The following is an 11,948-nucleotide window of genomic DNA, read 5'->3' as shown; positions in this document are numbered from 1 at the left end:
CCGCAGACGCGCGCCGCCGGTTGCCTGGAGGACATGACACTCCAGACGGCAACCCGGTCGCCGGCCGTGCGCTGGTACGGCGTCGGCGCGGTGACGCTCGGGATCTTCGCGATCGCTACCACCGAGATCCTCCCGATCGGCCTGCTCACGCCGATCGGCACCTCGTTCCACCTCACGCCCGGGCGGACCGGGCTGCTGATGACCATGCCCGGACTGGTCGCGGCCGTGTCCGCTCCGGTCGTCACGCTCGTCACTGCCCGGCTGGACCGGCGGCTGATGCTCTGCGCGCTCATGGTGCTGCTGGCCGCGGCCGGCTTCCTGGCGGCCGCCGCGCCCGCGTTCTGGCTCGAACTGGTCGCCCGGTTTCTCGTAGGGCTCACCCTCGGCGCGTTCTGGTCGATCGGCGCCAGCCTCGCCGGACGCCTGGTGCCGGCACCACAGGCGGCCAGGGCGACCGCGGTGATCTTCTCCGCAGTACCTCTCGGCTCCGTGCTCGGCGTACCGGCCGGCACGTTCCTTGGTGAGCTGGCCGGCTGGCGTACGTCGTTCGCGGCGCTCGGGGTGCTCGCACTGGTCGCCCTGGTCGCTCTGCGCAGTACGGTCCCTCCGCTGCCGCCCTTGCAGGTCACGCGGGCCGTCGTACTCGCCAAGGCTTTGCGTCGGAGTCCATGGGCCTTGCTTGTCACCTGTTTGATCGTCACGGCGCACTTCGCGACGTACACGTACATCACGCCGTTCCTGCGGGACGTCGTACGCCCGGAGCTGATCGGGCTGTTCCTGCTGGTCTACGGCGGCGCCGGTCTGGTCGGCAACGCTGTCGCGGGGACCTTCGCGGCGCGCAACCTCACCGCCACGTTCACTACCTGCGCTGCGTTGATCGCCACGGCGACGCTGCTGATGCCGGTGCTCGGTCGCAGTACGGCCGGTGCGTTGGCGCTGCTCGTGGTGTGGGGGCTCGGGTACGGCGGCGTACCGGTGTGCTCGATGACGATGTTCGCCCAGGCTGCGCCGGAGTCGCGGGAGGCGGCGACCGTGTGGTTCACGTCGTCGTTCCAAGCTGTGCTGTCGACGGGTGCGCTGCTGGGCGGTCTGGTCGTGGACGCGTGGTCCGTGCCGGTGGTGATGGTGGCGGGCGGTTGCTGCGCGGTGCTGACGGTGGGAGTCCTGCTGTGGTCCAGAACACAGCGGGTTTCGGGCACGTAGCATCACGCGTGTGGCGAGGACTGAAGCGGATCGGTGCCCTGGTGTGCTGGCAGTGCACCAGGCTGCTGACGGCGGTCTGGCGCGCGTACGGCTGCCAGGCGGGCTTCTGTCGGCGGCACAGCTCGACGTACTGCGTCGTGCTGCCGTTGAGCTGGGTGACGGGCGGCTGGAGCTGACGTCACGCGCCAACGTGCAGCTGCGCGGACTGGACGCCGCTGGGCCGCGGGAACTGTCCGACCGGTTGTACGCGGCAGGGCTGCTGCCGTCGATCACCCACGAGCGCGTACGGAACATCCTGGCGTCCCCGCTATCCGGTCTGGATCAGGAGTCGCGGTACGACGTAATGCCGGTGGTGGCTGCGCTGGATCGGGCGTTGTGCGACCGCCCCGCGCTGGCTGAGCTGCCGGGGCGGTTCTTGTTCGCGCTGGACGACGGCCGCGGTGATCTGGCTGAGCTGCAGGCGGACGTGTCGGTACGGGCCTTTGATGAGCACACTGCACTGCTGAGCCTTGGTGAGCGCGGTGTTCGGGTCGGCTGGGACGCAGTGCCGGAGCTGATGGTTGCCGCGGCTGAGGCGTTCCTCCAGATCCGTGAGCAGGAGTGGCGGGTGGCTGAAGTTGCCGGCGGCGCCACGCGGATCTTTGAACGCCTTGGATTGCTGGCGACTGAGCTGGTGCCGGTTGAGACCACACGGGTTCTGGCTGGTGTGCATGGGCGCGCTTTGGTCGTCACGGTGCCGCTAGGGAGTCTTACGCAGGAGCAGGCTGCGGCGTTGGGGCACGTGCGTGTCACGCCTTGGCGATCGCTGGTGGTCCCGGCCGATACGCGCGGGCTGGATCAGGTCGGGCTGATTACTTCGCCCGATTCGCCGTGGGAGGGCGTCACTGCGTGTGCCGGTCGCCCCGGGTGCGCGAAGGCCCTGGCCGACGTGCGAGCCGACGCCAGGCAGCTGACAGTGCGTGGCCGGCGGGTGCACTGGTCGGGATGTGAACGGCGCTGCGGGAAGCCCGCCGGCGAGTTCGTGGATGTGGTTGCTGTCGGTGACGGCTATCTGGTGGATGGGGAACGGCTGTGAGTTACGAGTACGAGCGCGACGGCGCGGAGATCTACCGGCGGTCGTTCGCGACGATCCGGGCCGAGGCGGCGCTCGACGGGTTGCCGGCCGACGTGTCGCAGGTCGCCGTACGGATGATCCACGCGTGCGGGATGACCGACCTGGTCGCGGACCTGGCCTGGTCGCCGAACGTCGTGAAGAACGCCCGCGCCGCGCTGCAGAACGGCGCGCCGGTGCTGTGTGACGCGCAGATGGTCGCGGCCGGCGTCACCCGGCGCCGGCTGCCTGCGGACAACGAGGTCATCTGCACGCTCCAGGACCCGCGGACCGCCGAGCTCGCCCAGCAACTGCAGACGACTCGGAGCGCGGCCGCCGTCGACCTGTGGACGGAGCGGCTGGACGGCGCGGTTGTTGCTATCGGCAACGCTCCGACGACGTTGTTCCGGCTGCTGGAAGTGATCGCGGCGGGCGGTCCGCGACCGGCCGCGGTGCTGGGGATCCCGGTCGGGTTCATCGGCGCGGCCGAGTCCAAGGAGGCGCTGGCGGCGAACACACTCGGCCTGGAGTACCTGGTGGTCCGGGGACGCCGGGGCGGCAGCGCGATCACCGCGGCCGCCGTCAACGCGATCGCAAGCGAGGCTGAGTGATGACGGTGATGACGGGTCGTTTGTGGGGCGTCGGACTGGGTCCGGGCGATCCGGAACTCGTCACGGTGAAGGCGGCGCGGCTGATCGGCGCCGCGGACGTGATCGCGTTCCACAGCGCGCGGCACGGGCGGAGCATCGCGCGGTCGGTCGCCGCGCCGTACCTGACCGAGGGCCAACTCGAGGAGCACCTGGTCTATCCGCTGACCACCGAGACCACGGACCACCCGGGCGGTTACCAGGGCGCGATGGACGACTTCTACGCCGACTGCGCCGCCCGTCTGGCCGCCCATCTGGACGCGGGCCGGGACGTCGTCGTACTGGCGGAGGGCGACCCGCTCTTCTACGGCTCGTACATGCACATGCACAAACGCCTCGCGGACCGGTACCCGTGCGAGGTGGTCCCAGGCGTGACGTCCGTGAGCGCGGCCGCCGCCGTACTGGGGCGTCCGCTCTGTGAGCGCGACGAGATCCTCACCGTGCTGCCCGGGACGCTGCCACCGGACGTCCTGGCCGACCGGCTGCGCTCTACGGACGCGGCGGCGGTGATGAAGCTCGGCCGGACGTTCGAGAACGTCCGGGAGGCGTTCGAGCTGGCCGGACGCGCCGACGAGGCCTGGTACGTCGAACGTGCGACCACCGACGCCCAGCGCACGGCCCCGCTGAACGAGGTCGACCCGGACGAGGTGCCGTACTTCTCGCTGGCGCTGCTCCCGAGCCCTATCAACAACACCTTCACTCCCCCAACGCCCAAGACCGCGCCGGAGGGCTCCGTCACGGTCGTGGGCCTCGGCCCGGCCGGCCCGGAGTGGATGACCCCCGAAGTACGCGCGGCCATCGCGGGCGCCGACGACGTGATCGGCTACACGACGTACGTCGACCGTCTGCCCGACAGGGCCCGGCAGCGCAAGCACGGGTCGGACAACCGCGTGGAGTCGGAGCGGGCCGCGTTCGCGCTGGATCTGGCCAGGAAGGGCTCCCGCGTCGTTGTGGTGTCGTCCGGCGACCCTGGCGTGTTTGCGATGGCCAGTGCGGTCACGGAGGTCGCGGCGGAGCCGGAGTACGCCGACATCGCCGTACACGTGCTGCCGGGCATGACCGCTGCACAGGCTGTTGCCAGCCGCGTTGGGGCGCCGCTGGGGCACGACTACTGCGTGTTGTCGCTGTCGGACCGGCTCAAGCCGTGGGAGATCATCGCCGCGCGGCTGACGGCAGCGGCGCAGGCCGACCTGGCCATAGCGATCTACAACCCCGCATCGAAGTCCCGGACCTGGCAGGTCGCTGCCACCCGGGACCTGCTGCTGGAACACCGTTCCGCCGACACACCGGTCGTTGTAGGGCGTGATGTCGGCGGCCCGGCCGAGGCGATCACTGTGACAACTCTGGGCCAACTGGAGCCGCAAACGGTTGACATGCGGTGCTTGCTGCTGGTCGGCTCGTCACAGACGCGCACTGTGCCCCGTCCGGCCGGCCCGCTGGTCTTCACTCCGCGCCGCTACCCGGCCACGGTCAGTGAAGCCACACCAGGAGGCCGTTAAATCCGTACTCCGACTGTGTCAGGAAGCGTGCGGACGGGTAGGGGGCGTCCGCACGGCGCTTGATTTTCGGCAGACCAGTGAGGAGCCAGCGGCCATGAGTCAGCAGTACCCCGGTGACACCGCCACGATCACCACGCCCGCCGGTGACAGCACCCAGCGGTACGAGGAAGCACGGGCCGCGGCCAGCCGGGCCATCAACACGATCACCGTCCCGGCCGACCAGCCGCTGCGCACCCCGCCCCCGGCCGCCGCCGAGGGCTCCGATGTCGACCCGGAACTGCTGTCGTACCGCGGTTTCAAGTTCGGCGCCGCGTTCTTCGGCTGGCTGATCGCCATCTCGATGTCGGTACTGCTGCTGGCCGCCGTGTCCGCGGCCGCGTTCGGCACCGCGCAGGTCCTCGACTACACGACCAGCGACGCGAAGGCGCAGCCCGGCGCCGCGTCGATCACCGCGGCCGCGGTCACGATCTTCATGCTCACGCTGGCGTTCTACATCGGCGGGTACGTCGCGGGCCGGCTGGCGCGCTTCGACGGCGGCCGGCAGGGCTTCGGGGTGTGGATGATCGCGTTGCTCGTCGGCGCGATCGCGGGCGGTCTCACCTGGTTCCTGGACAGCCAGTACGACCTGGTCGGCAACATCCACCGGCCGAACGTCTCGCTGTCCAACAACACGCTCCTGCTCGGCAGCGCCGCCGCGGCCGCCGCCCTGCTGGTATTCACGCTGATCGCCGCGATCATCGGCGGCAAGGCCGGTCGCCGCTACCACGACCGCATCGACGAACTGCTCTGATCCACCGCGTCGGTTTCCCGCCGGGTACCTGCTAGTCACACGGGGCTTGTCCGGTAAGGAGAAGCTGACATGACGCAGCAGTACGAAGAAGACACCCGCGTCGGGCCGTCCGAGGTCTACGCGGACGAACAGCGCGTAGAGCCCGCTCACCGGGCATCTGCGGGCGGAGCGACGTTCTACGGCTGGCTGGTCGCTGTGGGGATGGTCGGGCTGCTGACCGTCGTCATCGGTGCAGCCGCAGCAGCCGTCGACTACGCGGTCACGTTCAACTGGAACGACGCCAAGGGCAGCGCAGGCACCATCGGGATCGCTTCCGGTGCCGTCCTGCTGGTGATCCTGGCTATTGGTTACTACAACGGCGGATACGTGGCTGGGCGGCTGGCCCGGATCCACGGTGGCCGCCACGGTTTCGGCGTCTGGCTGCTCGGAGTCGTCGTCACCGCGATCGTCGCCGTACTCGCAGGTCTGGCCGGCTCGCAGTACAACGTGCTGAACCGGCTGGGGCTGCCGATCGCCGACCGGACGCTCACCACGGGCGGGCTGGTCGCGGCTGGAGCAGCGGTACTGGTCACGCTGATCGCGGCTGTTGTCGGAGGTAAGTCCGGACAGCGGCGGGTGGACAACGAGTAGCCTGGGAAGACGTGAGGCCCGCTTCGCGTTGCTGTTGGTGTGCTTGAAGTAGCGGTGATCGGTGCGGGACAGGCGGGGCTGTCGGCTGCGTACCACCTAGTGCGGCTCGGCTTCGCACCGTACGACGCGGTCGTCGTACTGGATCGCAACGCGGAGCCGGGCGGTGCCTGGCAGCACCGGTGGGACTCGCTGACGATGCACGACGTGCACGGGATCGCCAACCTGCCCGGCGTACCGGTGCCGTCGAGCGTCGGGGCCGAGCAGGCGAACGCGTTCGTGCCGGCGTACTTCGCGGACTACGAGAAGCGCTTTGAGCTGCCCGTCGTACGGCCGGTGACCGTGGAGAGCGTGCGGGAGATCGACGGCGGGTTCGCGCTGGAGACGTCGGCCGGGGCGTACGCCGCTGCCGCGCTGGTGAACGCGACCGGTACGTGGGACCGGCCGTTCGTGCCGTGGTACCCGGGGATCGAGACGTTCCGCGGGCGGCAGCTGCACACGGCCGACTACCAGGGCGCGGCTGAACTGGCCGGGCAGCATGTGCTCGTGGTTGGCGGTGGAGCATCCGCGGTGCAGCTCTTGGCGGAGGTGTCCGAGGTGGCGACCACGACGTGGGTCACACGGCGCCCGCCGGAGTGGCGGACCGGCGTGGACTTCACACCGGAGTACGGGCGTCAGGTGGTGGCTCAGGTCGAGGAGCGCGTCCGGGCAGGGCTGCCGCCGCGGAGCGTCGTCAGCGTGACCGGGCTGCACCTGCGGCAACAGGAACAGACTGCGTGGAACCGTGGCGTCTACACGCGGCTCCCGATGTTCTCCCGCATCACACCGGACGGTGTGGAGTGGGCTGACGGCAGCAGGCAGCACATAGACACGATTCTGTGGGCTACGGGCTTCCGTGCAGACCTGGCGCACCTCTCACCGCTGCACCTGCGTGAAGCGTCCGGTGGCATCCGTATGAACGGCACGGCGACAGCAGCCGACCCACGCATTCATCTTGTCGGCTACGGGCCGTCAGCCAGCACCATTGGTGCAAACCGCGCCGGCTTCGCGGCTGCCAGGGCTCTCCGCGACCTGCTAGCGCATGATGAGCGTCAGGAGATCGGCGCCTAGCGTCGTGAGCGCGTCATTGTTCAATTTGTAGGCCACGAAACGGCCTTCACGTTCAGCCGTCACCAGACCGGCTCTCGTGAGCGCCCGAAGGTGACGCGTTACCTGCGTTGGGTGCAGACCCCACAGCGCAGCGATCTCCCCGGCGGTACGCGGCTCGCTGGCAACGGCCCGGCACACCTGCAGCCGGTCGGGCGACGCCAGCGCGTCCAGGCGCGCCCGGATCAGCTGCGCTGTCGGTACGTCGGCTGTCCGCCCGCCGGTCGGGTAGATGATCGTGATCGGCTCGCCCGGGATCTCGCCGATGAACAGGTGCGGCGCGATGTAGTTGCTCGGGACAAGCAGCAGCGAGCGACGGCTGATGTCGATCCGCTTGCTCTGCACCTTCTGCACCACCACGCTGTCCGCGTCCCGTACGTCGATCGACGCGTCCAACGAGCGCAGCATCGCCCCGACACCGTCCCGGACCGCCAGGTCGCGGTCTTGACGGCCACGCGCGGCCAGGGCATCGCGTGACTCGTTCCAGACCGCGCTGAACCATTCCTGCCAGCAGGCGTCCAGCAGGTCGGTGAAACGACGTACCGGATCAGCAGGGTCGGTCAGCAGCGACTCAACGAGCGCTGAGGTCGCCCGTCCGCGGCTACGGGCCCAATGCAGTGCTGCCGTGTTGTCGGTCGAGTTCAACGGACGGCCACGGAGCGGGCGGACGAGTTCCGCGGCCACGTCCTCGGGCGGACGTTTCCGGAGTTCGGCCAGCTCGTCGTCCCACGACGGCATCCCCGTGGCGGCGGTTGTCGCAAAGAAGCGTGCCCGGACCGCTCGTACGGTCCAGGTCCACTGCGCGAGCTCCCGGCGCAGGTCGTCCGGCAGCGGCAGGGCGGCCGCCCAGTCGGCGCGGCCGTGGTGTGCGGGCTCCGCGAGTACGTGCAGCGCCGAGCCGAGCTCGATCAGCGGCGAGGCGACGTGGCGGATCCGCTCGGCGTCGAGCCGGCCGACGCCCGCCAGTACGGTCGGCACTCAGCCCTTCAGCTTGAACTGCAGGTCGGTGACCCAGTCGTCCATGTTCGGCACCTCACGCGGGTCGGAGCGGTAGATCTCCAGGCGAGCGACCCAGTTGTCGCCGTCCGCGTCCCACACGACTCCCTGCTCCGCACCCCAGTCCAGCAGTTCCCCGGTCGCGCCGATCAGCCCGTCGGGATGCCCGTGGTACGTGCTCGTCGCATACCGGCCGGCCGGGAGTACGCCGGTGACGATCTCGCCCTCACCGGAGTGCACGTCGTCGACCGGGAACCCGATCTCCATCGTCAGCCCGTGCTCCATGTCGACCACGTCGTACTTGAAGAACGGCGCGTCGTTCGGCGCGATCTCCCGGGCCGCCAGCCAGTCGATCACCTCCCGCAACCGGTCCGCGAACGCCGCGATGCCGTCCATCGCCACGGTCCCCCGCAGCGCGACGTACGGCCGCTCCCCCAACTCCACGATCTCCGGCATGCCGTCCTCCCAACTCTGGGTCTTGAGTTCAACCTAGCGCTTCGGCTGTACTGGAAGCGGGGGTAGCCATGCTCAAGGTCAAGCTTCTTACCGCTGCCGCCGCCGCGGCGCTGGTCCTGCCGTCGATCCCGGCCGCGGCCGCGCCGACGACTCCGCTCACGTATCCCGCCGGTTCCACGGCGACCAGGTTCACCGGCCTGGCGTTCGACACCTGTACGGCGCCGCCGTTGACGGCCATGACCGCGTGGAAGGCCTCGCCGTACAAGGGATCGGGGTGTACGTCGGCGGCGTCAACCGGACGTGTGCCCAGCCGCAGCTGACCGCGGCGTGGGTCACCGCGGTCAGCGCGATGGGCTGGCGGCTCGTCCCGATCTACCTGGGCCTGCAGGCGCCGTGCACCAGATGTCGGCGACCTCGTCCAACCGCGAGGCGATCCGGTAGGCCGACGACGCGATCGCCAAGGCGCTCGGCCTGCTGCCGGATAGCGCGATCTACAACGACATGGAGCACTACACGAACGTCACGACCAGTTGCCGGTCCGCCGTACTGCACTACGTGTCGGCCTGGACCGCCGAACTGCACAGGCTCGGCTACGTGTCCGGTGTGTACGCGAACCAGAGCTCAGGCGCCGTCGACCTGGCCGCTGCCTACAACTCGACGTCCTACGCCCGTCCTGACGCGCTGTGGATCGCCCGTTGGGACAACGACAGCTCCTTGACCGGCTGGCCGACCGTGCCCGCCGCGTTCTGGGCCGTAGGGCAGCGCGCGAAGCAGTACCGCGGCGACCACGCCGAGACGTACGGCGGGGTCACGCTGCACATCGACAACGACAGGTTCGACGCTCCGGTCGCGTCGACCGCGTTCAGCTACACCGTGCGGGCGACGATCGCCCGGAACGCCGCGGTACGGATCGGCTGCCAGACGCCCGGCCCGAAGCTCGGCACGACGACCGTCTGGGACCAGCTGACCAACGGTACGTACGTCACGGACTACTACGTCAGGACGCCGAACAAGACCGGCTACAGCCCGCCGCTGCCAGGATGCAGCCTGCCGTTCCAGACGACCGTCAACGGTCTCTCCCGGCGGCACGGCCCAGGTACGACGTACGCGGCGTACCCGAGCACACTACCGATCGGATCGCTGGCCTGGGTCAGCTGCCAGGCGCCGGGCTCGAAGGTCGGCACCACCGCCGTCTGGGACCGGTTGAGCGACGGGAGCTGGGTCACCGACTACTACGTCGCTACTGCGAGCAACACGAGCTATACGGCACCTCTTAGGCGTTGCTGACGGCGGGTTACTGCGGTTACTGCGCCCAGGGCGGCTGGACGGACGTGCCGTCGGCGAGCAGGCCGGTGAAGCCTGCCGTGATGGCCACGATCAGCTCGGCCTTCTCCTCGCCCAGGTTGGTCAGGGCGATCGGTTCGCCGGCGGGCACCACCGCGGCGTCGCCCGGGCCGAGCTTGCCGCCGCCGTCGCGCAGCTGCACGCTGCCGCTGAGCACCATGAACACCTCGTCGCGGTCGAGCGTGTGCGGCGCGTCGCCACCGTGACCGGCGTCGACCGTGAGCCGCCACGTGCACAGCCCGGCCGAACCCCGGCTCGGCGCGGCGTACCCGGTGAACTCGACCCCCGGCAGCCGGAACCGCGGCGCGTCCTCCGCGTGGATGACCTGCATCCTTCTCCCCTTCCCATTTAGTCAAGACAACTTGACCAAGTTGACTTGACTATCATGGCGGGCATGACGCGATCGGGCAAGCCGGATATCGGCATCCTTCTACTGCTGGCCGACCAGGAGTTCGTCCGCGAACTCCGCGAACAGCTGGCCGCGCAGGGGTATGAGGACCAGGGCCGTTCGGACGGCTTCGTGTTCCGCACCTTGGCGGACGGCCCGACCACTATTACCCGGCTGGCCGAGCGGCTGGAGATCACCAAGCAGGGCGCCGGCCAGATCGCCGACGACATGGTGCGCCGCGGGTACGTCGAACGCCGCCCCGACCCGACCGACGCCCGCGCACGTCTACTGCACCTCACCGACCGCGGCCACGCCACTCTGTCGGCGGCGCGCCGGTTCCACCGCGACTACGAACGCCGGCTCCGGAAACGCCTCGGCGACGACGCGGTCGACGCCCTGCGCGACGTACTGACCGAAATGGCCGGCGAGGCCCAGATCAGTACGCCGCACTTCCGGGCGTTGATGTTCTAGCTGAAGTACTGCGGGAACAGGTCGTTCGTCGGCCAGCTCTTGACGCCGTTGGCCGCGGTCCACAGCGCGGCGTCGATGTCGCCGTACGACTTGCCGCTGGCGTCGTCGCGGCGGTTGAACACGGCCGCCCAGCTCATCCCGTTGGACGTGCGGACGACGATCGAGTACGTCCCGGGCATGCTGCCGGTGTGCCACGTGTTCCGGCCGGTGCCGCCGGTGACCGGGCGGATCTGCCAGCCGAGGCCGTAGTACCAGCCGTCGGAGTTCACCCCGGTGGACGGCTTCGCCCAGACGCGGCCGAGCGACGTACTGTTCAGCACGCTCGACGGCGCGTCGAACATCTTCGCCCACCGCACCAGGTCCGGCGCGCTGGCGATCCAGCCGCCGTTCGCGTCCTGGATCCGCATGCTGAACGAGCCGTACGGCGCCGGCACGGTCTTGCCGGACATGTCGAGCACGGTCGGTCCGGAGTACTGCGACTCGTACGACGTCTCGCCGGTGTGCTTCGCGATCGAGTAGCCGAGCGCCATCCGCTTGATCTTCAACGGCGCGAGCAGCTTCTGCTTCACGTAGTTCTCGTAGCTGAGCCCGCTGACCTTCTCGATCACCCGGCCGGCGAGCGTGTAGCCGAAGTTCGAGTACGCGTACTTCGTCCCCGGCTCGAAGTCCAGCTTCTGCCCGGCGACGTACTTGATGACGTCGGCCTGGTGCAACTCCATCGGTACGCCGAGCGTCCGGGAGATCGTCGCGTCCTTCCACTCCGGGTCACCGGACACGTCCCGGTCCCAGCCGCCGAGATGCTGCAGCACCTTCCACAACGTGATCTTCGACCACCGCGGATCCCGCGTCAGCCCTGTCGCCGGCGTAATGTCGATGATGTTCGCGACCGGCGTCGACAGACTCAGCTTCCCGTCCTGCACCAGCTTCACGATCGCCGCCGCCGTCAACGACTTCGACAGGCTCGCGATCCGGAACAACGACGTCGGCTGCACCGCCAGCGCCGTCGACGTACTGTAGCCCCGGGCAAGCACCAGCCGCCCCTTGTACGTCACCGCCACCTGCCCCGCGGTGATCCCCCGCGCCTGCATGAACCCCTTCATCTGATTGTCGAACCCGACCAACGCCGGCACCGCCGTACCCGTCGCCTTCCAGGTAGCAGCAGCATCAGCAGGCCGCCCGATCAGATAACCGGCCCCGGTACCGACCGCAGCCGTAGCACCAGTAGCAACAGCCAACTTCCCGAGACCCCGACGCGACAACTCCACGAACGCCTTCTCCTTCACCCAGACGG

Annotated in this window: 14 protein-coding genes and 1 pseudogene; 11 read left to right on the top strand and 4 right to left on the bottom strand. The window is 69.3% G+C overall.

Translation table 11 applies throughout. The features are described from left to right. The first annotated feature begins 33 nt into the window (after nucleotides 1-33). The 7 genes from ACXJJ3_RS34375 (at nucleotide 34) to ACXJJ3_RS34345 (ending at nucleotide 6,966) form a co-directional block, all read left to right on the top strand. Nucleotides 34-1,203: an MFS transporter gene (locus ACXJJ3_RS34375; RefSeq protein WP_458166049.1), complete on the top strand. Its 1,170-nt coding sequence runs from the start codon at nucleotides 34-36 to the stop codon at nucleotides 1,201-1,203. Between the two features lie 10 nt (nucleotides 1,204-1,213). Then, nucleotides 1,214-2,278, top strand: a complete 1,065-nt coding sequence (locus tag ACXJJ3_RS34370; RefSeq protein ID WP_458166048.1) for a precorrin-3B synthase — start codon at nucleotides 1,214-1,216, stop codon at nucleotides 2,276-2,278. Beyond that, nucleotides 2,275-2,904 carry a precorrin-8X methylmutase gene (locus ACXJJ3_RS34365; protein ID WP_458166047.1) on the top strand — a complete coding sequence of 210 codons (630 nt, stop codon included), beginning with the start codon at nucleotides 2,275-2,277 and terminating at the stop codon, nucleotides 2,902-2,904. Before ACXJJ3_RS34370 ends, ACXJJ3_RS34365 begins: the two co-directional genes overlap by 4 nt. A gap of 8 nt (nucleotides 2,905-2,912) precedes the next feature. Then, nucleotides 2,913-4,439: a precorrin-2 C(20)-methyltransferase gene (locus ACXJJ3_RS34360; RefSeq protein ID WP_458171978.1), complete on the top strand. Its 1,527-nt coding sequence runs from the start codon at nucleotides 2,913-2,915 to the stop codon at nucleotides 4,437-4,439. Nucleotides 4,440-4,533: 94 nt separating this feature from the next. Further along, nucleotides 4,534-5,229, top strand: coding sequence for a hypothetical protein (locus ACXJJ3_RS34355; RefSeq protein ID WP_458166046.1), 696 nt, complete (start codon nucleotides 4,534-4,536; stop codon nucleotides 5,227-5,229). Between the two features lie 69 nt (nucleotides 5,230-5,298). After that, nucleotides 5,299-5,859, top strand: a complete 561-nt coding sequence (locus tag ACXJJ3_RS34350; protein WP_458166045.1) for a hypothetical protein — start codon at nucleotides 5,299-5,301, stop codon at nucleotides 5,857-5,859. A gap of 39 nt (nucleotides 5,860-5,898) precedes the next feature. Further along, nucleotides 5,899-6,966, top strand: a complete 1,068-nt coding sequence (locus ACXJJ3_RS34345; protein WP_458166044.1) for an FAD-dependent oxidoreductase — start codon at nucleotides 5,899-5,901, stop codon at nucleotides 6,964-6,966. Here ACXJJ3_RS34345 and ACXJJ3_RS34340 read toward each other — a convergent pair. Then, the gene (locus ACXJJ3_RS34340) at nucleotides 6,931-7,980 is read right to left on the bottom strand and encodes a DUF5937 family protein (RefSeq protein WP_458166043.1); all 1,050 of its coding nucleotides are present in this window, start codon (nucleotides 7,978-7,980) and stop codon (nucleotides 6,931-6,933) included. The genes ACXJJ3_RS34345 and ACXJJ3_RS34340 overlap by 36 nt on opposite strands. After that, nucleotides 7,981-8,454 (bottom strand): GyrI-like domain-containing protein, encoded by a 474-nt coding sequence (locus ACXJJ3_RS34335; protein WP_458166042.1) that lies wholly within the window; start codon nucleotides 8,452-8,454, stop codon nucleotides 7,981-7,983. Between the two features lie 68 nt (nucleotides 8,455-8,522). On the opposite strand from ACXJJ3_RS34335, the gene ACXJJ3_RS34330 reads away from it, so the two are divergent. From ACXJJ3_RS34330 to ACXJJ3_RS34320, 3 genes and pseudogenes are all read left to right on the top strand, one after another. Beyond that, the gene (locus ACXJJ3_RS34330) at nucleotides 8,523-8,774 is read left to right on the top strand and encodes a hypothetical protein (protein ID WP_458166041.1); all 252 of its coding nucleotides are present in this window, start codon (nucleotides 8,523-8,525) and stop codon (nucleotides 8,772-8,774) included. After that, nucleotides 8,729-8,833, top strand: a pseudogene (locus ACXJJ3_RS34325) (glycoside hydrolase domain-containing protein); the annotation flags it as partial. The gene ACXJJ3_RS34330 and the pseudogene ACXJJ3_RS34325, both read left to right, overlap by 46 nt. 122 nt (nucleotides 8,834-8,955) lie before the next feature. Then, entirely contained in the window at nucleotides 8,956-9,741 is a 786-nt protein-coding gene (locus ACXJJ3_RS34320) for a glycoside hydrolase domain-containing protein (protein ID WP_458166040.1), read from the top strand. Nucleotides 9,742-9,757: 16 nt separating this feature from the next. Here ACXJJ3_RS34320 and ACXJJ3_RS34315 read toward each other — a convergent pair whose 3' ends face one another. Further along, complete coding sequence (locus ACXJJ3_RS34315; protein WP_458166039.1) at nucleotides 9,758-10,129, bottom strand: cupin domain-containing protein; 372 nt, start codon at nucleotides 10,127-10,129, stop codon at nucleotides 9,758-9,760. Between the two features lie 63 nt (nucleotides 10,130-10,192). Here ACXJJ3_RS34315 and ACXJJ3_RS34310 point away from each other — a divergent pair, with 63 nt between their 5' ends. Continuing rightward, nucleotides 10,193-10,657, top strand: coding sequence for a MarR family winged helix-turn-helix transcriptional regulator (locus tag ACXJJ3_RS34310; RefSeq protein ID WP_458166038.1), 465 nt, complete (start codon nucleotides 10,193-10,195; stop codon nucleotides 10,655-10,657). On the opposite strand, the gene ACXJJ3_RS34305 is transcribed toward ACXJJ3_RS34310, so the two are convergent. Then, nucleotides 10,654-11,922 (bottom strand): serine hydrolase domain-containing protein, encoded by a 1,269-nt coding sequence (locus ACXJJ3_RS34305; RefSeq protein ID WP_458166037.1) that lies wholly within the window; start codon nucleotides 11,920-11,922, stop codon nucleotides 10,654-10,656. The two genes, ACXJJ3_RS34310 and ACXJJ3_RS34305, sit on opposite strands and share 4 nt — an antisense overlap. Nucleotides 11,923-11,948 lie beyond the last annotated feature (26 nt).

This window comes from Kribbella sp. WER1 (assembly GCF_054189145.1).
This window is presented reverse-complemented; position numbering and strand designations above follow the sequence as displayed.

Excerpts from the sequence above, each read along its gene's own strand:
- ACXJJ3_RS34375 (WP_458166049.1), top strand. The coding sequence starts at position 34 with ATGACACTCCAGACGGCAACCCGGTCGCCGGCCGTGCGCTGGTACGGC.
- ACXJJ3_RS34310 (WP_458166038.1), top strand. The coding sequence starts at position 10,193 with ATGACGCGATCGGGCAAGCCGGATATCGGCATCCTTCTACTGCTGGCC.
- ACXJJ3_RS34335 (WP_458166042.1), bottom strand. The coding sequence starts at position 8,454 with ATGCCGGAGATCGTGGAGTTGGGGGAGCGGCCGTACGTCGCGCTGCGG.
- ACXJJ3_RS34355 (WP_458166046.1), top strand. The coding sequence starts at position 4,534 with ATGAGTCAGCAGTACCCCGGTGACACCGCCACGATCACCACGCCCGCC.
- ACXJJ3_RS34315 (WP_458166039.1), bottom strand. The coding sequence starts at position 10,129 with ATGCAGGTCATCCACGCGGAGGACGCGCCGCGGTTCCGGCTGCCGGGG.
- ACXJJ3_RS34320 (WP_458166040.1), top strand. The coding sequence starts at position 8,956 with ATGGAGCACTACACGAACGTCACGACCAGTTGCCGGTCCGCCGTACTG.
- ACXJJ3_RS34360 (WP_458171978.1), top strand. The coding sequence starts at position 2,913 with ATGACGGGTCGTTTGTGGGGCGTCGGACTGGGTCCGGGCGATCCGGAA.
- ACXJJ3_RS34330 (WP_458166041.1), top strand. The coding sequence starts at position 8,523 with ATGCTCAAGGTCAAGCTTCTTACCGCTGCCGCCGCCGCGGCGCTGGTC.
- ACXJJ3_RS34350 (WP_458166045.1), top strand. The coding sequence starts at position 5,299 with ATGACGCAGCAGTACGAAGAAGACACCCGCGTCGGGCCGTCCGAGGTC.